The organism is Pseudomonas sp. Y39-6, assembly GCF_023651955.1.
Taxonomy (GTDB): Bacteria; Pseudomonadota; Gammaproteobacteria; order Pseudomonadales; family Pseudomonadaceae; genus Aquipseudomonas; species Aquipseudomonas veronii.
Genome location: NZ_CP069594.1, coordinates 6061421 through 6083610 on the forward strand (window position 1 = coordinate 6061421; position 22190 = coordinate 6083610).

Genomic DNA, 22190 nt, shown 5'->3' on the forward strand with positions numbered 1-22190 from the left:
GCGGCGACGTAGTCATCTGCATAGGCCTCGGCGATCGAGGCTCATCAGTGATGTCGCTGGCAGCCCTTGAACGCCAGCAACGTCGAGCCCTTTTTCGCAAGGAGATACCCTTATGAAGCATTCCGCTCTTGCTGGCGTGTTCATTGCCGCTGCGATGCTGGCCTCACCGGCGTTTGCCGCCGGAAAAACCGACCAGCTTTGTCAGATTAATCTCGACAAAATCAACAACGGCAAAGCCCTGCTCGCCACCGACACCACTGGCAAAAGCGGCGAAATCGACACCGCCGTGTCTCAAGCCAAAGCCGCCCAAGCAGCAGGTGATGACAAGAGGTGCATAGAGATCACGTCCAAAGCCCTGCAAGACCTACAGAACAGCGACAAAGGCGCCAATCAGTAACACCCCGACGCTCATGGCCAACCTTCGGGTTGGCCTTCTGTGACCGTTTGGCGTACACTGCACAGGCTTGTCACTCACTAAGAAACAACGAGTTACAAGCACGGGGCCGTTTAGGATTCGACGCCGGTCGCGAAACTTTAGGTGCATGCCGAGTTGGTAACAGAACTCGTAAATCCACTGTTGCAACTTTCTATAGTTGCCAATGACGAAACCTACGGGGAATACGCTCTCGCTGCGTAAGCAGCCTTAGCCCTTCCCTCCTGGTACCTTCGGGTCCAGCAATCATCAGGGGATGTCTGTAAACCCAAAATGATTGTCATATAGAACAGAATCGCCGTGCAGTACGTTGTGGACGAAGCGGCTAAAACTTACACAACTCGCCCAAAGCACCCTGCCCGTCGGGTCGCTGAGGGTTAACTTAATAGACACGGCTACGCATGTAGTACCGACAGCGGAGTACTGGCGGACGGGGGTTCAAATCCCCCCGGCTCCACCACTTCATCATCTAAAGACGTCCACGGACGTCTTTTTTTGTGCCTTAAATCCAGTAAATACGGGGGTTTCAGGGCTAGGGACCGCTTTCTAGATTTTTTGAGTTCCAGCCGATTTGGTATTCCCAATGGTATTCCCGGCTACCCGGCGCTAATCTTGGGAATACCAAAAGGTGTCATGGAGTACTTCTCATGTGCGCTCAAACCACCCGCCTCTCCGACCGCCAGCTCAAGGCGGTCAAACCGAAAGACAAGGATTACGTCCTCACCGATGGCGACGGGCTCCAGCTGCGAGTCAGGGTCAATCGCTCGATGCAGTGGAATTTCAACTACCGACATCCCGTAACCAAGAACCGAATCAACATGGCACTCGGATCCTATCCCGAGGTTTCTCTTGCGCAAGCCAGGAAGAAGACCGTTGAAGCCAGAGAGCTGCTTGCACTAGGCATCGACCCCAAAGCTCAACGCAATGAGCTGCTAGAAGCCAAACGAGCGGAAACGGAACACACGTTCGAGAACGTCGCTACCGCCTGGTTCGAACTGAAGAAGGACTCGGTCACGCCAGCATATGCCGAAGACATCTGGCGCTCGCTCACACTGCATGTATTTCCAAGCATGAAATCAACACCGTTATCGGAAGTGAATGCTCCGCTGGTCATTAAGCTCCTTCGCCCAATTGAGGCCAAAGGCAGCCTCGAGACCGTTAAGCGAGTGAGCCAGCGCCTTAACGAGATCATGACCTACGGGGTCAACTCCGGAATGATCTTTGCCAACCCTCTCAGCGGCATTCGAGCGGTGTTCAAGAAACCCAAGAAAGAAAATATGGCCGCGCTACCGCCTGACGAGCTTCCGGAGCTCATGATGGAAATCGCGAACGCTAGCATCAAGCGGACGACCCGCTGCCTGATCGAATGGCAGCTTCATACCATGACCCGCCCCTCCGAAGCGGCGACCACCCGATGGGCAGATATCGATTTCGACAAACGCATCTGGACAATCCCTGCAGAGCGAATGAAAAAGCGTCGTCCGCACATAATCCCGCTTACCGAACATGCACTTTCGTTATTGGATACGCTTAAGCCCCATAGCGGCCACAGGGAATATGTGTTCCCGTCAGATAGAAACCCGCGCACCCACGCGAATAGCCAGACAGCCAATATGGCGTTGAAAAGAATGGGCTTTCAGGACCGCTTGGTCAGCCACGGCATGCGCTCCATGGCCAGCACAATCCTCAACGAGCATGGATGGGATCCGGAGCTAATCGAAGTCGCGCTGGCGCATGTCGACAAGGACGAAGTTCGGAGCGCTTACAACCGGGCGGATTACATCGAACGTCGGCGCCCGATGATGGCCTGGTGGAGTGAACATATCCAGAAAGCGGCTACCGGCAGCCTGTCAGCGTCGGCCATCAATCAAACCAGGGACCGCAAGGTGGTGCCGATACGCTGACATCACGGCGACAGTTCATGCCATCCGTGTAGTGGAGCTTGCCAGCGCTTCTTCGGCCAAGCCCCTGAGTATGGGAAGGCTCCGCATTCCCATACTCAGGGGCTCACGCTAAAGGCCTATCAGACAACCCCGAATTTCGCTTTTCTCCGGCGGATCATCCCTGCTGTTAATTCGTAGTAGTAGACGGTAGCTGGAGCTGAGCATCGCAGATAGTGCTCCAGAAACCATCTCATGTGCTTTTCTCTCCAGGACCAGGGAGTCGCGCAACCCCAGCGCTCACGAATCACCTCGTGCATCCTTTCTGCTTGTCTAATATGCCGCTGCCGCGTGGCATAAGCACCTTTGAGCACAGGGCGTAGGAACAGCGCTATGTCGAACTCCGCCGTCATCGCCGACCTCCGATGTAGGCACTCACCACATCGATGCGGTTATGTCCCAACTCGTGGCTGATTTGCTGTCGTGCACGCTGATCGAGCTGGCGATCTTCTCGATGCATACCACCGCCATTGATGGGTGCAGGGAAGTCAGTCAGTTGCTCATAGCGCTCACAAGCGTAAGCCGCCCGCAGCTCATGAAAGCCTTTTAATCCATGCTCATGCAGAAGGTCCCGCGCCGGTCGCACGACTGTCTGAATGAAGTCTTTGTAGCTTTCGTCGGGCGCCAACAAATTCCGACTGCCACTGGGTGAAGCCTCCCAGGCCCTATCCAAGGCGCCACGGATTTGATCAGTGACCGCGATCCAGCGCGGTGCTGACGCGCCTGATCGACCACCTTTGGTGCCGTCTTGGATGTTGATCTTGCCCAGTTGCCCGGCCTCACGTTGCAGTCGGGGCAGGTCCGCCAAAATCGCTTCACGCAGGCGCATGCCGGTCTCCCGGGCGAGAAGCACAATGGCACTCACCCTCGATTGCTGGCCTCGCTCTGACAACGCCTGTGCGATCAACTCGATCTGGACACGGTCTTGGCCTTGCGGGGCCTCACTACGCACACCTGAGCGCTGCAAGCCAAGCGCCTTGCTCGGACTGGGGATTTTGACGTATTGATCACCGCGCAGCGCGGCCATGGTTCGGTTCACACTGGACAGGCGGTTCTGCGCGGTGGCAATGCCGACGTTGCCCTGATCAACCTGCTCCCTCACATAAGTGGCGTACCGCATGAGGATGTCACGGTCGATCTGCCGCGCGTCATTGAGCCTTGGACCTTCCTCGGATCGACACCAATTCACGAAGGCCTGCCAGCGATCGCTATGGGCTTTGACGGTAGCGAAATGGCCGTCGCCAAACAGATCCTTCAGTGCTTGCGGTCCGGCATAGCTGAGCTGGCGACCGAAGCCGAAATTTCTTCCCGCTCGCTTACCGACCCGAGTCATTTTTCTGCTCCTGATCGACTGCCGCGAGAACACGCAAGAGGGCTTGCCAATGCGCACTCACGATGGCGAGCTGGGCCCAATCAGTCGGGCGAAAACATAGCGTGTTGTCGGTGACGTAGAGATGCGCGCCCTCCTCTTTCAAGCATTGGATGATGGCTGTCGTCGGGGTGATAGCTTTACGGGTGGTAGCGACATCGGCGACAGCGGCGACAACCCTTGTCCTGCTTCGCTTTGAGCGTGGCGACAAAGTGGCGACAGTCGCGGCGACAACCCGCGCTTTCGGCTCCTTTTGGCGCTGAGCCAGATGGTTGCGCAGTGCTTCATCAAGATTGAACATGGCGCACCTCGAAGGTGTGGCCGTCGGTGATCAGCCACTGATGATCAAGCAACTCGACTAACAGCTTGGTGGCATGGCGACTGCTTTTACGGGCAAAGCGGGGGCCGTTGCGATTCAGCTCTCGAATACTGAAGCGTTTCCAATTCTTGACCTGCAGCCAGCGCAGCAGCCGATCTGCTTCTTCCTTTACCCGACACACTGGCTCCTGCTCAGTCAGGCGCTGGATCTCGGTAAGGTAGTAGCCGACTAAAGCGGATGCCCGTTGGATATGGTCGACCTCCACGACGCTGCTCTCCTCCACTACTGCCAGATTGCCGGCGACGCGCAGCAGGTTATCGGCGGCCTTTGATCCGCTGGGCCGTACGCTGGCCAGCTCGCCAAACTCCCCCAGCTGAGCTTCGATAGCATCATGCAAATCAATCCAGCGACGACGCGCCAGCGGACTGAGGCTCAGCGTTGACAGCTGCAAGGCACCGTCAGCGGAAAGTGACCAAGGCTGATGAAACAGAGCCGAAAGGCGGTGATGATAGCGCTTGAGGGCGGCGTCTTTAGACAAGTCGACAGCCTGGTAGCTACGTTGCCCGGCTAGACTGATTGGCCAGGTCATCAAGCAGCGCCCTAAAATGCCTTGCCCCTGCAGCAACGGGTCACTGAGTAACTGCATGGCCAAATACGGTTGCAGCATCAGGTGCAGGCTCAGGCGTCGGTCATAGGCCCGTAGGCTTTCGCCTGCCATAGAGCGAGCACGATCAATCGGGCTACCGTCCCAGAGCGACGACAAGGTCGTGACCGCTTTCAAACGATTGTCCCGACTCATGGTGCTGCTGCCAAGGAATTGTCCGCCCTCGTCACAGAACAGCCCCATGCTAGGCAGGTCATGACAGAGCCCTTTGATCAGCGCTTCAATAGTTGGGTCCGTGGTAATCAGCCTGGGTGCAGAGGGCTCCGCTTCGAGCGGGACACCGTTCGCGGAGTCGGGATCGGCAGGGTTGATACGCTGCATCTGGCGCTGTGCGGCGCGGTACCGGGCAAGCTGTTCGCGGTAGCGCTTCCACTGCTCGCGCTCCCATTGGCGTGCTGGCAGCAATGCAGATCGGTCTGCTGCCGTTTTACGATCCCCCGAAGCTGCCACCGTGATCAGGTACAGCGACAGGGGATAATGTCTCCCGTCGAGCTGTAAGCCGGCATGACCTTGGGTAGCCAGCGCCGAGGCAGCCACCACCGATTGTGCAGCCAACGCCTGGGGCACGCCGATGACGTCCGCCATTCGCTCTACCGCAGGCCCAAGAATCCCACCCAGTGCCTGCACCGGATAAGGCTGGGGCACGGGGTTCGACTCAATCAACGGTCGAGGTGGTCGTGGTAGTTCAAGCTTCGGATCTAACTGCTGCATGGGCCCTCTCCTCGTTCATTGCTGGTTGCCCTCACGTAGTCCCGCCACGGATGTTGAGTGTTATCAGGGATCAAGGCCCCTGCAGCCTGTGAGGTGTTCACTGACGTGGAACGAACGGCTCCTTACGACCGGGAGCAAGGGCATGACCCCATGAATCTGGCCTCCCTAGACGCATCCGAAGATGCGGGCGGGTAGAGGCTGTGCCGACTGACGAGTTCGGCACCTGGAGATCCTGAGCGGGAGAAGGCAACAACATCGACACCTGGGGCATGCCTGACTGTCAGTCAGGTGCAGCCTTTCCATAGGCTGCAGCACCAGTGCCTGTGCTGTTGCGGAGGGTGACGAATCTGATTTGTCAGGCCGATTGTCACGAGGAGAATTGCGGCAATGCCCTGTACGACGTGGATTGCAGCAGTGATACGAGCGCCCGTCTCTTTCCAGAAGAAAGAGACGGGCGCAGTCTGGCGCAGCGAGGTGCGTCGAGAGGTGAGGTTGCTGCAGTGCAGCGAGGAAGGTCCATCGTCTGCCGCAGTGGGCAGATCAGTCGAGTAGGCATCCATCACTCTTGTGGAGTGACCGTGCGACCCGCCGGACGCTAATCGCACTTCGGGAGAACCACCACACAAGTGGCGTAGCCTTAAAGGTTCTGGCTACCTGGGCAGGTGCTGTCAACGACAGCGATCCGTGCGCCAATTTTTATACTCACTCGAAAAAGCGGTCAAGCGTCACTGCCGAAGTGCTCAGAAAGTGGCGACTGTCGCCAGTATTGTCGCCATGCTCCAGGCCACGTTCTACGTGGGTTGTCGCCAGCGTCGCCGCTGTCGCCACTCCTACATCCATGCCCAACGAAAAGATCCGCACATACACTGAAATGGCGCTGCGCTTGATAAAGGTTGCAGGGAATTACTGACGTGGGAAAGCAAGTGTGGCGTTCGTCAAATTGAAAATGGGAGGGTGGAACGCCGCAGCTTCGAGAAAAGCGAGTGAACCCTCCGATCGGCGCGATCAAAGATCGCTTGATCGGAGGGTTTGGCGGGAAAAGCAAATCTCAAACGTCAATTACAGACTCAGGCATCAAAGCGGGTTGATTGAGAAGTGACGGCCTCACGTCGCATGATCAGTGTCTGCTGCAACCGCAGCAGAAAACCTGCTTCAAATGCTTCTTGGGGATCACCTGGACGATGATGCTTTCGATTTTGCGCCAGTGCCCACCACAGCGGCAATGATGAACCATCGAGCCAGGTCTCAGCGCACCGAACGCCGTCCTCAATCATCGGGCGGAATTCATTGCCCCATGGTGTTCGAAGACCAGGACAGCCTTCAGCTGAAGGGACAGAGACGTACTCACCAACCTGTTGATGAACGCGCTGAGCTGGGATACCGGACAAACATCGAAACGCCTTGTCGAACAACACAGCCGCGTCGTCCAACAGCTCTACCGCCAGCTCAACATCCTGTGGAAAATGAAGCAGGACGCTCTGTGCTCCATTAAGCCGAAGTATTGCAGCCTGCCGTAGTTTAATCGCTGCATCTTCAGGGGTAAGCGATGAAGTATCGATGCTGTTAGGTTTGGGGAGGCCAATGAGAAGCGAAAGATCAAACATCGCGGAATCCTCCGAGATGGTTTGCAGCTTGAATCATTTGACCGGGGTGGCGCACGAGCTTAAAAGGGGGACAGGTCATTTTCCTTATCTCCTCGGACAGTTAAGGAGCCGTCCACCCAGCCGTTCTGACACGAAATGGGTGGCGGACCGTACGGGGGTCAGAAACCGGCGTCCGAGGGAACCGGCCAGGCCAAAGCCTGCCCCGCACGGACCGCCATAGAAAAGCAGCAGCTAAGCCTATGTAAGCACCTAATAGCTGGCTATGGCGCTATGCGCCTCGAACAATTCAGGTTCTGACACCCGTCCACGGGATTGACCGTGGCGGGACAAAGCGTAAATGTGAAGCAGTGATAAAACAAGCATGCAGTATCAATAAGCTATACATCGAATGAAGCTGCCAGCCAGATGATGACGCTCGACGTTGACTGGTGGCCCTGCACCGCTTCAGGTCTGACCTAGCGACGAATAATGCAGAGTCCGACCACGCTGATAGAATCTGCATGGTTGTACATAACGCCCTTCTGAGAAATGTTATGAATACAGAATTGACGGAAGAAGAGATGCGCCGGGCGCTATTCGGTGATTCTCAGCCCCCTGCGCCAGCATTTAACACACACGGAAGTGCTCACAAAACGCGTGCATCATCATTTTCGAGTTATGGGCCTCGGTGAGCTCTACGCTGCACAAGCTGCCAGTGAAATGGCAGATATCTCTTATTCGCTTGAGGAGGTCGGAGCTAGCTCAGGCCCCGATGGGGTTCGCCAGCATCTTGATGGTCAATTTCGTTCGCGATACGCCCGTGACACCAACTCTTGGAAAACTGCCCTGTACGAAGGGCTCAGAGACTCAGACTGGTTTTGCATTGAAGGCTACCGACTCATCCGTACCCCCCGCGCATAAATGGCATGTCCTATGCGCTGACGAAAATCAGCTTCTACTCTATTGAGAAACCGAAATCATCGGGCACATCCTTGTTTCCAATTGCGCCTTTGACATTGTCAGATTTTTAGTACTAATATCTGACAATGTCAAAACCGGTATTCACTGGGGGCTGGACGAAATGAGCGATGGGCCACATAGAAGCTTGAAGCTGCGAAAGCCATGGAAAGAACTGGCAAAGCGTGCGGACAAAGACACCTACGATGCCTCCCAGATAGCTGAGGCTACGAAGCATGCAGTTGCCAGTGACTTCAAAATGGAGGTCTCGTGGCTCCTGATGGAAGCCCTGAAAGCAGTGTTTACCGGTTGTGATAACTCTCTGGAAATTCGAGAAATCGCGCTTACGCAACTTGAAGATGCGAAAGCATTTGCAGCAGCCTCCGTTTTTGGAACGAATCTTGTGGAATGGAGCATCGCCCTTATCCATGAAGGGAAATTTGGAATTGAAGCATTCCATGAGGCAGTAGGCCTCGCCGCCAAAGACCGCTGCCACGCGAACATACGGTCGATTGAAGAACACTACCTTCGCGACTCAAACGAGCGAAGAGCAGAGCACGTGAGTAAGAGACTACAGAATGCCATTTCTACTCTATCGAGCACCCAGCTCGGTCTGGATCTTGTGGGCCCAGAGCCCGTACGAATCGCTCCACCGAGGAAGATGGAAGGTCTTGATGACGGGGTATCGTTGTGATGAACACCTTCCCGCCTAAGGAAATAGCTGTAGATATACTTGAACCTGGCGCCCGCAAAAGAAACGGCGTAATCCCGTGTTACATCGAGAAGAACATCGAGTTCGACCTCGAGGCTCTCGCATCCTTCTCATCCCATGACAAATGGGAGCCCGTAACGTATGACGCACTACTCATATCAGCTGCAGTTGAGTTCTGTGATCGCTACCTTGTCCGCAGTTCCATGAATTGGGGCCGTCGATTCATCGTTCACGCTCCAGTACACGACGTTGAGCGGTGGTCGAGTAACAAGGTAAACCGAGCGCTCGTCAACGCACTGAACCTTTTGACCGGAGACGACTGGCATTTCAATTTTGGACCTCGAAAACAAGCTGCACAGAGACCGCCGCAAGGCCAAATAGCTTTTCCTTCCGATGCAGAGGCTGTCATTGCCTTCAGTGATGGAATGGACTCACGTGCGGTCTCTGAGCTTGAGAGCAAGCGCCTAGGTAAACGCCTGATTCGTCTTCGAATAGGGAGCAAACAACACGACATTTCAAAAAAGGAACGCCAAAGGATTCCATTCACGGCCATCCCATATTCAGTCAAGCTTGATGATGCAAGAAGCGCTGAGAGAAGTGCACGCAGCCGCGGATTCAAATTCAGTATCATATCGGCAGTTGCGGCGTATCTAATTGATGCTCCAATGGCCATCATCCCCGAAAGCGGACAAGGTGCACTTGCACCTGTGCTCCTTCCTGTTGCACATGGGTATGAGGACTATCGAAATCACCCCGTCTTCACCAAGCTGATGGAGCGCTTTATCGAAGCACTTCTTGGTTACCGATTCCAGTACACCTTTCCCAGGCTTTGGATGACGAAAGGCGAGACCCTGCGCGAGTTTGTGGAAACCTGTGGCCCTAACGTGAATTGGATAACGACCAGGTCGTGCTGGCAGCAATCCCGGCAGGTAGCCGTTTCAGGCGCAAGAAGACAGTGCGGCATATGCGCCGCGTGTATGCTTCGCCGCCTTAGCGTTCACGCTGCAGGATTGGAAGAGCCACCAACGAATTATGTGTGGGAATCCCTAGATAGTCCGACCTGGAAGTCAGGCGCAGCAAAAGAATTCACCAGTTTTACCGAAGCCTTGCAACAATACGCTATCGCAGGGGTACTTCATTTCGAGCACCTTTCTTCGATTCGGGAATCTTCGCAGTACGAACTGATCAAACGCCGCAGAACGAGCGAACTGGCTCGAGCTCTGGCCGAGTCGCCACATGCCGTGGCGCAGAACCTTGACAGGCTCTTGCAGCAACATGCCAAGGAATGGTCAGCGTTCACGAGCGATATGAGATCAGAGTCGTTCGTGAGGAAGTGGATAGATGGCGCATCATGACCAAACCAAACTATGAACTGAACCCAGGTGAACTGGGTGAACGACTAAAGGTCGCGCGCGAAACCGCGGCCATGACCCAAGACGCAGCGGCCAAAGCAGTTGGCTTTGCTCGAACCACTCTTGTGGCTATTGAAAAAGGACAGCGCTCTGCAAAGCTTGACGAGATCCAGATGCTTAGCCGCTGTTATGGAGTATCTGCTAACTCTTTGCTACGCCGAGAAGCGGTCCATGTGGACCTTGTTCCTCGCTTCCGCTCACTCCCAGACACTGGTGATGCAGGCATCGACCAAGCTGCTCGGATGTTGAATGATCTCGTCAGGGCGGAAGTAGAACTTGAAAACATTTTAGGTGTTCGGAAAACCTCGAATTATCCGACCGAAAAAAGCATCTTACCAGGCGATGTACGCAAACAAGCAGAGCACGATGCTCATAGCCTCCGAAGCTGGCTAGGGCTCGGCGAGAGCCCCATCCAAGATCTGTTTTCACTCATAGAGATGCAACTTGGAATTCGTGTCTATAGCCGGAGACTTGAATCGAAAGTGTCTGGGCTATTTGCCTATGACGACGCCGTTGGCGCCTGTATGCTAATAAATGCAGTACATCGGAAGGATCGTCAAACCCAGACTGGCGCCCACGAGCTCGGGCACTTTATAGCGACGCGACGTCAGCCCGAGATCTATCAAGCCGAAAAGCATGAGAACTCGCGTGAAGAACGTTACGCGAATGCTTTCGGTAGTGCTTTTCTGACGCCTGCCCGCACTGTCATGGAAAAGTTCAAGGAAGTGACCATTGGATCAACCCACCTCACTCGTCGGCACATCATCCTGCTCGCTAGTTTCTTTGGCATTTCACGCCAGGCAATGGTGATGAGGCTTGAAGAATTAGATCTGACGAAAAAGGGAACGTGGGATTGGTTCATGGATAATGGCGGTATAACCGACGACCAAGCCCAGCAGGTACTAGGCACGATAGCTCAAGATTCCACGCCTATGGAAGGCGCGCAATCAACTAGGCTTTTTTTGTTAGCTATCGATGCCTGGAAAAAGGATCTAATCAGCGAAGGGCAAATGTCGGATTTGCTTAAGCTAGATAGGGCGAAAGTACGCGAGTTGCTTGATGAGGCAGAAGAGGATGAGGTTGATGACCTTTTCAAGCTGTCTCACTGATCGAGATAGCATTCTCGTTCTCGACGCCAGTGTCATCATAAACTTGCTGGCGACCGGCTATGCAAGCGCAATCCTGCAAGCAGTTCCGACTCCTATTGTTGTCACTGACAATGTAATACGGGAGATTGAGCTAGGAACGGTAAACGGCCGGCCTGAGCCGAAACAGCTTTTGGAGCTAATCCATAATCAAATTTTAAAGACAGAAGAGCTTTCTGGCATTGCATTAGAGCACTTCTTCGACTTGGTATCCGGATCCACAGCGGCCTCGCTCGGAGACGGAGAAGCCGCGACACTCGCGCTTGCACATAGCAACGGGTTTACCGCAGTCATTGATGAAAAAAAAGCGACTCAAATTTCCTCCCAACGTTTTGAAACACTGCGACTCATTACAACAGTCGATATTCTTGCTTACGAGCCCGTGCGTATTTCAATCGGAGATAAAGCCTTAGCCGTTGCAACGCTTCAAGCGCTGAAACACGCCAGAATGCAAGTCCGAGACAGCCAATTCGACTGGATTGAAAAGGTGATCGGACGCGAAAACGTAGGTTTATGCCCAAGCCTTAGGAGGCTTGCAAAGCTTAAGCTGGCCGGGCGTCGCAGTGTTAGCCAGTAATGCTGGGCCGACCTATACAGCTAATTTTTAGCTGTATAGGTCTGAGACTTCAGCCAACAGAGGGCCGCACTAGGAGAAACAAATTTCTCTTTGCTCGAGTAGCAGCAACGTGCAGCAGACATCTTTCAGAAGTTTCAGTGTCTTCGGTTACCCCGGCATCTTCATCACGGCTAAATTGCCCTGCATAAGTAGTGGTTCCCTTGTAGGCGGCAACAATCACTACGCTAAATTCAAGCCCCTTGATGCGGTGCATAGTGGCTAGACGGACGCCCAATAGTGCCGAATCGTCCGAGGTTGCGTTATCTAGTTTCAAGTGAATAATATTGGCTTGCTGCAGAGCTCTAGCAATGTTTTCCAGATCCTCGTTAGTACGTGCGGTGATGCAAATCTGTCGAGGCTCCATGCCATCGTCCTGCAGTTGTTTAAGGATCGTTTGTATATGCGGCATATCCTCATTAACGGAAGACGACTCAATGATATCCGGCACATCACCATGGGTAAGCGAACGGTAACCGCGCAGAGAATCCGCATTCCCGTCCAGGTCGTCGACAGCACATCCTTCAAGCTGAGCACAGGCCCATTGACGGATTTCGTCTGTGGTGCGGTAGTTCACCTTAAGGTTACGGCTGCGGCCACGAACCTCAATGCCCACCCGGCTCAGTACGACTTTGTGCCGGTAGATACGCTGGTGAGCATCGCCAACGATAAACAGGTCGTTTTCAGCTTCCTCTACGGCTGTGCGAATAAGCTCAAAACCTGCGTTGCTGATGTCCTGGGCTTCATCTACCACCATGGACCGAATTCCGAGTGCGGGCTGCTCTGTCCTTAACAACTGACAGGCTTCACGGAAGGCCTCTTCAGGCTCGCGCAAATTGGCGGCTTGCAGCTGGGCACGGTATTCGGCAAACACCGGCCAAATAGACTTACGCATCGCACGGCCGAGCTGACCGCCACGGCCGACTCGACTGGCACGCATATAGTCCTCAGCAGTTTCACAAGCTTGAGGCAGCACCACTCGCTCATACTCCGCACGCATGAACGTTAGGCTGAGATCAACCGATGTCGGCATCGCAGACAGAGCTGCTTGCCAGAAACGGCGACGATCGCCTTCGTTGTACAGCAGGTTATGTGGGTAGCCAAAACGACGCAGAAGGCTGGAAGCCCACTGATCCAGGTTCACCACTTGAATTTTCTCCAATTCCTGTGGGGTGCACAGCAGCGCCAAATGCTGGCGGATGTCCTCGGCAAGTGTTTTGGTGAACGTGGTAAACAAGACCGGACGACCAGGCAAGTCCGAATATTGTCGAGCAAGTCTTGCAGCGCGATGCATGGCGACAACAGTTTTACCAGTACCTGCACCACCGGTCACCTTCACTGGACCATTCCAGTCACGCTCCACCAACTTGCGCTGAGTTGGGTGCAGGAAGACCCTCCAGCGTTCTAGAGGTGCAGCCAGTAAGGCCTCCAGATCGCTGTCATCAGTCAGTACCACGAAATGACGACGCGAGCTATCGCGCTCCAGCGCAGCCCCGAAGTCTGCAGGGTCGACAGACTCTGGCGCGGCCTGATCACTGATGATCTTGTCGAAAAGCTCGCCGGCAGCAAATAGATACAACGCCTCGAATGCCTCATCGGGCAATTGCGCTTCCAGCGCCTCAAGTTCGCCTTCATTAGTTACGGCACGCACCGCTTCCAGCCGATCATCGGGTACGCCCAGCCGGCGAATCTCACGATCCTTGAGGGCATCGAACAGTCCCACTGCACGCACCTCGGCCGAGGCGTCAGATGCTTTCGTGTTAGCCACCTCCTGCACTGCATAAACCTGGATGCTGCCAACATCCGGATGGATCGCGACTCGATGGCGACGTGCCCACTGATAGGCATCGTCATGTTGGTCAACCCACAACAGGCAGTAAACGTTGCCCACATCAGGTTTAAGCACGATTCCACGCATATTGTCGTTGATCCGAACCGAGCGCATGTTCGGATCGGCGGCATCATGAATGCGCTCATAATTGATGCCGGTCGCCATTGGGTTCTGACGAAACTTTGCAACGAAGGTCAGTACCGCCTGCTGATGAGAACGTGGAACTACCGAAAACGACTTCAGAAAGTCATCGGACATTGCAATCTTGAGTGCCAGCGTCATGCCAGTGTCTCCATCAAAAGGGTTCTCAGCTCATCAGGCAACTCACTGCCATCAGCGGTAAAAGAATGCCAACCTTGGCCAGCAAAAAGCGCAGCCACTGCTCCAGAATCTGGCAGTAGTACGGCGGTACGAACATCTGGCCAAGCCAATTCGGCTTCTGCTATTACGCGGCCTTTCTCATCCATCAACTCATAGCCCACTTCTGGGGCGGTTACGTCCAGACCAGCCAGAGCCAAGCCCCAAGACTGTACTTCATGTGCAGCTAGACTCAGCGCTTCCTGCCAGGCTTCAGACAGTCCGCCGGATTTTGCTTTGAGCGCAGAACAATCCTGCAGCGCAGGTAACCCTGGCATTTCAGCGTTGCCAACCCAAATCTGACTCAGCGGCAACAATAAGTTAAGTGCCTGCCAAAGTTGCTGCCAGCGTAACTGCAGCTCGCTTTCGGGCAGGCCATCTTCTTTCCACTCGCCAACCAGAACAGGCTCAGAGTCTGCAGAGCCATTGCCCGTCATCACTTGCTTCAGATGCTCCGGGTGCATGGCAATGGCCAGCATCCAGGCTGTACCGAGCTGACGCAGGCTCAACCTATGCAGTTGCAGGTCAGGTAGCAGACCCAGCTCATCCAAACGCTGCCAGAAAGCCCCTTCGCGCAGGACTTGAAGCGCAGTAGTGTCACCCGGTGGCATCAACATTCCCGCAGCCAGGCAGACGGCCAATTTGCCGAGCGCTTGATGTTGCCCATGGGCTAAACGCTGATGCAGCTGGCTAAAGGACGGCAGCGATTTGAAATTGGAGAGTGTTGCGATGCCCTGTGCCGCGCACAGCTTCTGCACTACCTGCTGTGGATCATCATTAAGCAAAGTTGCCCAAGGCGATGGCGTAGGTAATACCTGGTTTTGCAAAGCGCATTCGACATCATCCCAGGTTAGCGTCCAGACTGAGAACTTCCCGCTCCTGGCCACCGCCATACGTTTGGCTATATCGGTAGTAATGATGTCTTTGTGGTACTGCCAACCATCAACAAAGACCGCCACGGGCAGGTCGTCGGCGGCATCGTCTGGCCAGAATACGAAGTCAGGCTTGCACGGAATCAACACACCTTCGCTGGCTCCCAGATTGACCTGCAACTCCATCCGCCAGCGACGCGAGCCAGCCTGTATCTGATAGCCCGCCTTGCCCTTGAACAATAGCTCACTCAGCTTGAACTTCTCACCTTCATGCTCACGGCGCAGCGCTTCGACAAACCGCCTCTCCAGCATGCTATCCAGTAACTGGTTAGCTGGCTGGACGTCGGCCAGATGGGTAACTGGCTTCAGTGCTCCCTTGTACTGCATCACCTCACCCAACAATTTCTGTGCTGTACGTCGCGAGATAGACTTACGATCATGGCTGTTGTGATAGCGGTACACACAGCGATAACAGCCATCGGTGTCCGCATTCTGGTTGCAAGTACAGGTATTGAGGGCTTGCAGTGCAATGTCGAATACTTCCAACAGCGGTTCGGGCGCGCGCATCAATTCCTTGAGATAGCCGGTGCCACCTGGCACGCTGTCGTAGATCACCAGATAACAACGCGGCGCATCTGAGCCCGCAGCCATACGCATATCTAGAGCAATACGCAGATGGTCCACTGCTCCCCTAAACCGCCGCGCCAACCCCAACTCCAGAGCCGACACAAAGCTCAGCAGGGCCTCGTTGGTATCGGCAAAACCCACCTCGGGCAAAAACAGACGAATGCCCTCACTAGTGAACTCGCGGTAGAGGAACACGCACTGCTGCGTGCTCGCCTCGGGGTTCTTGCGCTTCGCGCACCAGGACGAATGGTTGCGATATAGCTCCTCGGCCTTGCGCTTGCGCTGTAAGGTGCCGCACTCGGGGCAGATGCTAAAACCAGGGCGGCTGACTTCCTTCCCGCCGATCTCCATCGGCATGCCTTCCGCTGACTGCTCGCCAAAGTTCACCTCGCGAAAAGTCACCCGATCGAGAAACTCGAAGCCGAAAGGAAATGTTTGCTCGTCAATCACAAAGGCCTGACGCACCGCATCAGGCGGGCTATCCACCAAAGCTTGGCGCACATAAAAACCGCGCTGACGCTCGTCTGAGTCGTCAGCAATACGGCTATCGCGATCCAGCGTTCGGGCAAACACCGTGGTCAAACGCAACATCTCGTGCACCCGGCCACTGTCGCGCCACAGCGTATCGCCACAGCGTGGGCAGTTAGAGTGTTGATCACCTGAGGATAGCGGCTCGGTATAGGAGCACTGCCTACAGAAACGCCAGTGCTCCGGCTTGATCTTAGATACGTCGATCTGGTTGATCACCACCCGCCTGCCTTCGGCATAAAAGGTGTTGTTCGGTGCCAACTCAGTGATGGCCGTTGATCCAGGACGCTCATATTCGAAGGTCAGAGGATCAGGAGCGGATGTCCCGGCCTTTGAATCGCGCACAATGATCGAGCGCAACAGCACACCTTGCTCCGGGAACGCATAGTTGGGTAGCAAGCCCTCATCAGTCAGCACATTGAGCGTAGCCTTACCCTCAATGCTGCCAATCAAACGCGAAAGCGCAGTTCGATCCTGAAGCAGTCGTGCCAACTCCAGCTCCTGATCCTCACCACGCACCGTCAATGCCTGCAGCTTATCGATCTCCTTCACTGCGGCCTCACGCTTGCGCTTGATGCTTTCAACATCACTAGCAATGCTCTGCAAACGGTTGACGATCTTATACGCCAACGGGCTGCTATCACCGTTGCTGCCCTGAATGAAATTAGCCAGCCATTGGCACGTACCGTCGCTCAAAGGGCACATATCTCCCTGATTGAACAAGCGCAAGAACCGTTCAAGAAGCGACGCTTGGTGCTGCTCCACATGACTCAACCAAGGGTAAGGAAACTTGCTGTTGGTCTGATTATTGATCGCAGTGAACACCCCACGAATTTCCTGAGGGATCTGCGCCGCCCGCCCGTTCTCATGCACCCAGCAATCTAGAGTGAACGCTGTAAGTTGACGCTCAAGTACCGCCGAGGCGTTAAGGAAAATCCCAGGTGCCTGCACGGAACCTGCAATCATGGTTTTCGGGTCATCCCAGAAATACAGGTCATGCGGCTTGCTGGTCGCCATGCTCATCAGCAACGCATTACCAGTGCTACGCCCTGCCCGACCGGCTCGCTGAATGTAGTTTGCCTGCTGTGGAGGAACCGAACATTGCAGCACGCTGGACAAGTCGCCAATATCGATACCCATCTCAAGAGTGGGTGTCGCGGAAAGCACATTAATGCCCCCGGGGCGATCACTGTTGGATTTAAAGTTGCGCTCTACTGCCTCGCGCGTTTCGCGCGGCAGTAAACCAGTATGCTCGTGCGCCACTACCCGCCGAATGTCCGCATTCAGGTAGAGTTTGCGATAAAAATCACCGGGTACATCTAGTGCGTGCAACTCGCCCCGGCAATCGACGCGGCGACACGCTTGCTCAGAAAAATCATCCTCTGGGCCAGAGAGTGTTGTGCTGTGGCAGCTGGCACACCGCCACACCTTGCCACCCAAGATAACGTGGAAAGCAGAGGGCTCCAGCCCCCATACACGGATATCCGGCTTCTCGGTAGCCTCCTCAAAACCTGCTAAGCCAACGCTTTCCAATGCCTCAAGAGCAAGCCGATAAAGCGGCGCAATCAAGGCATCCGTACCCAGCGCCAGATCATGCAAAGCAGGCAATGCCTTGAACGCCCAGTCGCTAAACAAACGGGCATGGCTCTTAGTTATACTGACACAGCGACCAAACTCTGCCAGTGTCAAAAACCTCGGAGGCCGCGGGCTGGTTAGAAGCTTGAACTGGCTTGGATTCTTCTTATACCCCCAAGGGCTGCTACCCATTCGCGCATAAAACCCTAGCTCCTGATCACGCCAAGCCCCGATGCGCTGCATGTTTTCCAGTAGCCCGCGCAGTAAAACAACAACTTCTTCCAGCTGCGCGGCGGCTAACGGTTCAAGCGTGTCACGTAGACGTGGCAACAGCCATTGAGCGGCTTCGTCTAACTTGCCCGCAAGTGGCACTACGCATGCAGTTCCCGTCGCTACCAGAGTGCGACCAATATGAGCATCCTGGCCAAACTCTGCATTGAGGACCCAAGGCAACACCCTCGCCAACTCGCTAGGTAGGTTGCTGCTTTCAGGCAGCGCCCCCTCTTCCATCAGGGTCTCGTAATCACGTAGCCACTGCATTTGCGGCGGCAGGAAGTTAGCAATGTAATGACCATCACCTAGCGCCGTGCGCCAACGTTGCGCGAATGCTGTTGGCAAATTTTCTAGTGTCACAGGTCGCCCAGCTGCATAGGCATCAGCAATTACCTGCGCCAACGCCGGGCGTAAGTTCATTCGCCAGGTTCTCGCGGCAAGGAACCCTGCACGATGCGCCGCATCCTGTACCGAGTCAGAGAAAGCAATCAGCTTCTTGTCCGGATTGAAGCGCGTTGCAAACAACTGTCCCACCATCACCGCCGCCAGACTGGCCGCTTGCGAACCAACAATTGTCAGCGTTTTATAACCGGCACAGAAAGGACAATCATGGTGCGACTTGGTGTACTTCGCGCCATTGCGCGTACCTTCACGCAGGTTGCTGGCAATATCTATAGCCAGCAAAGGCTGATCCTCACAGTGTGAGCATTCGGTTTGTGATGCCTGATGCAAGGAGCCGCAGGCAGGGCATACCTGCTTGCGCTCGAACACTGCTGGGTTCGCCCCCGCACTGGAGGGAAAGATAAAACGGGTACTCACATCCTCGGCGAAGAACGCGCTGTAAAACGCCTGCAAATCATGAGTGAGTTGATTGGGGCTGATCTTTTGCTGCGTAGAACCCCAGCCGGTGGCGTGGCACTCGCGGCAATGGATCACCGGCAGATGCAGCCGCTCCATATCGGCTTTACGTAAGTCATCGTGATGCCGAAGCTGCGGTTCAGCATCCAGAACAGCCACCATGCGGCGCAGCTCACGTAGCCAGATTTCCACCTTTACCTGCAAGAAAAAGTTCTGATGTGCATCCTGGCGTGCATGCGCCACCAACGACAGCAGGCTAGACAACCAAAGCAGCGCAAAGCGCTCATCATCGCAGCTCGGCAAACGGCGCTTGAGCAGTACCAACAGGTCATCCAGCAACACGGACTTTGGTCCAAGACGCTCCAAATCACGCAAAAGATTCTGGAAGGCAAAGTGGCTCTTCAGGTCCTTACCCAAGCCACAGCGCCAAGCAAAATCCTCTGCCTGCGTGACCGAGCAAGGCTCACCGAACCACAAAGGCGCTTGGGCCGCCAGATAGGCATGCAGGTCGTCAAAGTTATCGGGTGCCAAGGTATCGAGATCACTGGGCTGCGGGCTTTGGGTGAACTCAACTAGGGCTTCAGCGAGATAATCCCCAACCGACTCGCGGTCCTCGGCGATAACCGCACTGTCATTCAACACTTCACCAAACACATCACCGGCAAAGGCCAGCAAATCGCTAACGCCATCATCGCCCAGCGTTGCCGAAGTACCGACGCACACCAACTGGCCCGGCGGCGCCTTCAGACGTCCCTTGAGACGGCGAATCAAACAGGCCAGATCAGTACCCTGCGCACCGTCAAAGGTATGCAGCTCATCCACCACCAAATAACGCAGCGTGTCCGGCTGCTGATGCGCCCACAAAGGGGCATCTGCTGCACGCAGCAGAAGAAAGTCCAACATCTTGTAGTTGGTCAGCAGAATATCCGGCGGATTTTCACGCAGGGCATTGCGGTCGGTAATCACCGAATAACTGCCGCCACTCAATTCGGCGACCGTTTGCGACTCTACAGCCGGTGCATCGCCCACATACAAGCCTGCACGAATCCCACTAAGGCCAGCGGCCTTAACGATTTCCTTGGCCACGCGCCCAGATTGGTCGCTGGCCAAGGCATTCATGGGATAGAGGATGATCGCCTTGATGCCACGCCGCCCCTCGGCACGCGCCACTCGACAATGCTCAAGGATCGGATATAGAAAGCACTCGGTCTTACCCGACCCCGTACCCGTTGCCACCAACGTGGATTGAGCCTCTGATCCCGCCAGCCGCGCAAAAGCCTTGGCCTGATGTGCATGGGGCACAAAGCTGGCGGGTAACCAAGGAAAAGCTGGTAACCCGCCATTAAGCTGCTTGCGAAATGGCAGTGGCAATGTCAGATATGGCCCTTTGAAGATATTGCTGCGCTCAGCCAAAAAGCGCTCCAGCAAGCCCTCAAAACCAGTAGTAGTGGACGGGAATGCGGTGCGCAGAAAGTCTGCGACGCCCTGAGTGACTTGCTGAGAAACGATAAGTGGCTGCATATTTTTTACTCGGCAAGATCAGCTTCAGTGAGGGGCCATTTTTTCACTGAGAACTTGGCAATCTCGATGCTACGGGCAAGGATCGCATCCTTGGAAAAGGCTGGATTGGCACTAGCGTTCTTGGCCGCCACCCCCTGGATTAACCTGAACTGCGAAGACCGGTACAATTTCTGATCGCGCATCTTGTTCTCCGCTGAGCAGTTATTGCAGGCACTGTTGATGCGCTTCTCAAGCGGTGCGAGATTACCGAGCAGATGGATATGCTCGAGATAGGCGTCTTCAGTGCGGAAACCATACAGACGGACGCCAAAGGAAGGCTCCTGCGGAAGAATATGCTCGATGGTCAGACCTGCAGTACTGATCTCGACCAGGTCTCCTATATCGAGCTGTGGCAAACCCACGGCGACTCTGGCTGCGCTCTCAGATTCCAACAAAACTCGCGCAAGCCCAGGGTTTCGGAACATCTCCTCCCCAGCCAAACGCGACTCGAACTTAGCGCTTGGCATAAACCGCTGACAAAAATTGATCAACCGCTCAGCAATCTCCTCAGTGGTTAAATGACTAAACGCTCGCATGAGAGCAGCCATGTCGGCTTGCGGATTCGTACCCTGCAGTTTAAACACACGAAGGTCTGCGAGCTCAATCAACTCAAGCATCGAATAATTCAGATAGCTAGGTACTTGCACCTCCAGCATCTTCGAAGTGAACAGGCGGATGATCAGCGGGTAAAGCGTGGCCGAGAGATCCTGAACAACCAGCAGCAGATAAAGGCCTCGGTTGGTTCGCCCCCCCTCAGCCAAACCGAGCAGACCTTTAAAGAACACCTCCAAATCACTGACATAATCACTGATAAACCTGGCTAAGCGCTCCTTGTCGCCGCGCATGGCTTTGAGTGCCGGCTTGAGGAAAGACTCCAGAACTGTTTCAGAGGTTGCGTTGTAATCCGCCCCGGACTCCACATCGTGTTGCTCGCCGTTAAACGCGAAATAGTGATACCGCAGCACGTCGTCTTCCCGGAACGGATCACGATTGATCAGACGAATCTGATAACCCGGCTCCGCCGCGAGCTTCTTGAGTTTGCTAAAGCTGCGGAAGGCCTCACCGAACTTATCAGCGATCATCGAATCCAATTCGCCATCCAGAAAGCGATTGGAGTAATAGATCAACAAACTCTTGACGATATCCATCTTCGCCAAAGGTACACCCCGGTCGTTGACCGACTGGAACATGCGAATGGCTTTACCCTCATTGGCCTCGGTGAACTCAAGCACCTCAAGATGGCTGATGCTCAGCAACCAGCTCTTGATGGCTTCCTGTCCTTGGTGCACCTTGATGGCTCTGATGCGTTGGCGAATCCACTGGTAGGCAACCAATAAGCGCTGCTGGCCATCAGAATCAGGCTCTGGCATCTCATCATTCAGTAGTGCAGAAAAGAATGACTTGTTACTGCCAAGAACGGTGAACTTGGGGCCGTATACAGGATGCGTGATGTAGGTACTGCGGTAATGCTCCTTGATGGGCAACTCATCGACTGCATCAACCAAAGCATCGAGCAGCATGGTCAGCGTGGTAAGCCGCTGCTGACCATCCACCACTCGCACCGGTGCCATCTTTCCAGTCTGCGACAAGATAAAGGTGCCCAGATAGTGGCCACCGCCCAGCTCCATCGCTTCCTCGATATCCTCAAACAAGTCGTCGATATTGCTGGTCGTCCAGGCGTAGTCACGCTGGTACGCGGGAATTTCCAGGGTCTTGCCGGTGAAGAACTGCTCGATGGTTTGGGTAGCCAAAATCCGTTTCCTTATGGTGGTAGCTCAGCGGTGTGCTGGTATCCAGGCTTTAGCGGCTAGCGCACGAAATAACGATGGCTCGCGCCATCACGCTTCAACA

At 54.9% G+C, this 22190-nt stretch carries 14 protein-coding genes and 1 other RNA gene; 7 read left to right on the top strand and 8 right to left on the bottom strand.

The features are described from left to right. Nucleotides 1-112 precede the first annotated feature (112 nt). The 3 genes from JN756_RS27620 (at nt 113) to JN756_RS27630 (ending at nt 2337) form a co-directional block, all read left to right on the top strand. The gene (locus JN756_RS27620) at nt 113-397 is read left to right on the top strand and encodes a PA2433 domain-containing protein (protein ID WP_017847396.1); all 285 of its coding nucleotides are present in this window, start codon (nt 113-115) and stop codon (nt 395-397) included. Between the two features lie 102 nt (nt 398-499). Beyond that, nucleotides 500-893: a transfer-messenger RNA gene (gene ssrA, locus JN756_RS27625) on the top strand. A gap of 187 nt (nt 894-1080) precedes the next feature. Next, nucleotides 1081-2337 (top strand): integrase domain-containing protein, encoded by a 1257-nt coding sequence (locus JN756_RS27630; RefSeq protein ID WP_169850659.1) that lies wholly within the window; start codon nt 1081-1083, stop codon nt 2335-2337. A 119-nt stretch (nt 2338-2456) separates the two neighbouring features. On the opposite strand, the gene JN756_RS27635 is transcribed toward JN756_RS27630, so the two are convergent. The 5 genes from JN756_RS27635 to JN756_RS27655 all read right to left on the bottom strand — a co-directional run bounded on the left by JN756_RS27635 (nt 2457) and on the right by JN756_RS27655 (nt 7040). Then, nucleotides 2457-2726, bottom strand: coding sequence for a hypothetical protein (locus JN756_RS27635; protein ID WP_236250265.1), 270 nt, complete (start codon nt 2724-2726; stop codon nt 2457-2459). After that, nucleotides 2723-3706, bottom strand: a complete 984-nt coding sequence (locus JN756_RS27640) for an integrase domain-containing protein (RefSeq protein ID WP_169850660.1) — start codon at nt 3704-3706, stop codon at nt 2723-2725. The genes JN756_RS27635 and JN756_RS27640 overlap by 4 nt, the downstream gene beginning before the upstream one ends. Next, the gene (locus JN756_RS27645) at nt 3690-4043 is read right to left on the bottom strand and encodes a hypothetical protein (protein WP_169850661.1); all 354 of its coding nucleotides are present in this window, start codon (nt 4041-4043) and stop codon (nt 3690-3692) included. Before JN756_RS27645 ends, JN756_RS27640 begins: the two co-directional genes overlap by 17 nt. Further along, entirely contained in the window at nt 4030-5436 is a 1407-nt protein-coding gene (locus tag JN756_RS27650; RefSeq protein ID WP_169850662.1) for a YfjI family protein, read from the bottom strand. Before JN756_RS27650 ends, JN756_RS27645 begins: the two co-directional genes overlap by 14 nt. Nucleotides 5437-6503: 1067 nt before the next feature. Further along, nucleotides 6504-7040 carry a LasR-specific antiactivator QslA gene (locus JN756_RS27655; protein ID WP_057711090.1) on the bottom strand — a complete coding sequence of 179 codons (537 nt, stop codon included), beginning with the start codon at nt 7038-7040 and terminating at the stop codon, nt 6504-6506. Nucleotides 7041-8100: 1060 nt separating this feature from the next. Here JN756_RS27655 and JN756_RS27660 point away from each other — a divergent pair. From JN756_RS27660 to JN756_RS27675, 4 genes are read left to right on the top strand one after another with little or no spacing between them, the layout of a single operon-like run. Then, complete coding sequence (locus tag JN756_RS27660; protein ID WP_169850663.1) at nt 8101-8670, top strand: hypothetical protein; 570 nt, start codon at nt 8101-8103, stop codon at nt 8668-8670. Then, nucleotides 8670-10043 (top strand): 7-cyano-7-deazaguanine synthase, encoded by a 1374-nt coding sequence (locus JN756_RS27665; protein ID WP_169850664.1) that lies wholly within the window; start codon nt 8670-8672, stop codon nt 10041-10043. The genes JN756_RS27660 and JN756_RS27665 overlap by 1 nt, the downstream gene beginning before the upstream one ends. Beyond that, a complete protein-coding gene (locus JN756_RS27670; protein WP_169850665.1) occupies nt 10040-11209 on the top strand; it encodes an XRE family transcriptional regulator in 1170 nt (389 codons plus the stop codon). The genes JN756_RS27665 and JN756_RS27670 overlap by 4 nt, the downstream gene beginning before the upstream one ends. After that, nucleotides 11184-11822 (top strand): PIN domain-containing protein, encoded by a 639-nt coding sequence (locus JN756_RS27675; protein WP_057711086.1) that lies wholly within the window; start codon nt 11184-11186, stop codon nt 11820-11822. The genes JN756_RS27670 and JN756_RS27675 overlap by 26 nt, the downstream gene beginning before the upstream one ends. Nucleotides 11823-11871: 49 nt before the next feature. Here JN756_RS27675 and JN756_RS27680 read toward each other — a convergent pair whose 3' ends face one another. From JN756_RS27680 to JN756_RS27690, 3 genes are read right to left on the bottom strand one after another with little or no spacing between them, the layout of a single operon-like run. Continuing rightward, nucleotides 11872-13971, bottom strand: a complete 2100-nt coding sequence (locus tag JN756_RS27680; protein WP_169850666.1) for a UvrD-helicase domain-containing protein — start codon at nt 13969-13971, stop codon at nt 11872-11874. After that, the gene (locus tag JN756_RS27685; RefSeq protein WP_169850667.1) at nt 13968-20300 is read right to left on the bottom strand and encodes a DEAD/DEAH box helicase family protein; all 6333 of its coding nucleotides are present in this window, start codon (nt 20298-20300) and stop codon (nt 13968-13970) included. Before JN756_RS27685 ends, JN756_RS27680 begins: the two co-directional genes overlap by 4 nt. 5 nt (nt 20301-20305) lie before the next feature. Beyond that, complete coding sequence (locus tag JN756_RS27690; protein ID WP_057711083.1) at nt 20306-22090, bottom strand: DUF262 domain-containing protein; 1785 nt, start codon at nt 22088-22090, stop codon at nt 20306-20308. Nucleotides 22091-22190 lie beyond the last annotated feature (100 nt).

Coding starts and splice junctions, on each gene's coding strand:
- JN756_RS27665 (WP_169850664.1), top strand. CDS start 8,670: ATGAACACCTTCCCGCCTAAGGAAATAGCTGTAGATATACTTGAACCT.
- JN756_RS27645 (WP_169850661.1), bottom strand. CDS start 4,043: ATGTTCAATCTTGATGAAGCACTGCGCAACCATCTGGCTCAGCGCCAA.
- JN756_RS27630 (WP_169850659.1), top strand. CDS start 1,081: ATGTGCGCTCAAACCACCCGCCTCTCCGACCGCCAGCTCAAGGCGGTC.
- JN756_RS27650 (WP_169850662.1), bottom strand. CDS start 5,436: ATGCAGCAGTTAGATCCGAAGCTTGAACTACCACGACCACCTCGACCG.
- JN756_RS27670 (WP_169850665.1), top strand. CDS start 10,040: ATGACCAAACCAAACTATGAACTGAACCCAGGTGAACTGGGTGAACGA.
- JN756_RS27660 (WP_169850663.1), top strand. CDS start 8,101: ATGAGCGATGGGCCACATAGAAGCTTGAAGCTGCGAAAGCCATGGAAA.
- JN756_RS27680 (WP_169850666.1), bottom strand. CDS start 13,971: ATGACGCTGGCACTCAAGATTGCAATGTCCGATGACTTTCTGAAGTCG.
- JN756_RS27620 (WP_017847396.1), top strand. CDS start 113: ATGAAGCATTCCGCTCTTGCTGGCGTGTTCATTGCCGCTGCGATGCTG.
- JN756_RS27640 (WP_169850660.1), bottom strand. CDS start 3,706: ATGACTCGGGTCGGTAAGCGAGCGGGAAGAAATTTCGGCTTCGGTCGC.
- JN756_RS27655 (WP_057711090.1), bottom strand. CDS start 7,040: ATGTTTGATCTTTCGCTTCTCATTGGCCTCCCCAAACCTAACAGCATC.
- JN756_RS27675 (WP_057711086.1), top strand. CDS start 11,184: ATGACCTTTTCAAGCTGTCTCACTGATCGAGATAGCATTCTCGTTCTC.
- JN756_RS27685 (WP_169850667.1), bottom strand. CDS start 20,300: ATGCAGCCACTTATCGTTTCTCAGCAAGTCACTCAGGGCGTCGCAGAC.
- JN756_RS27635 (WP_236250265.1), bottom strand. CDS start 2,726: ATGACGGCGGAGTTCGACATAGCGCTGTTCCTACGCCCTGTGCTCAAA.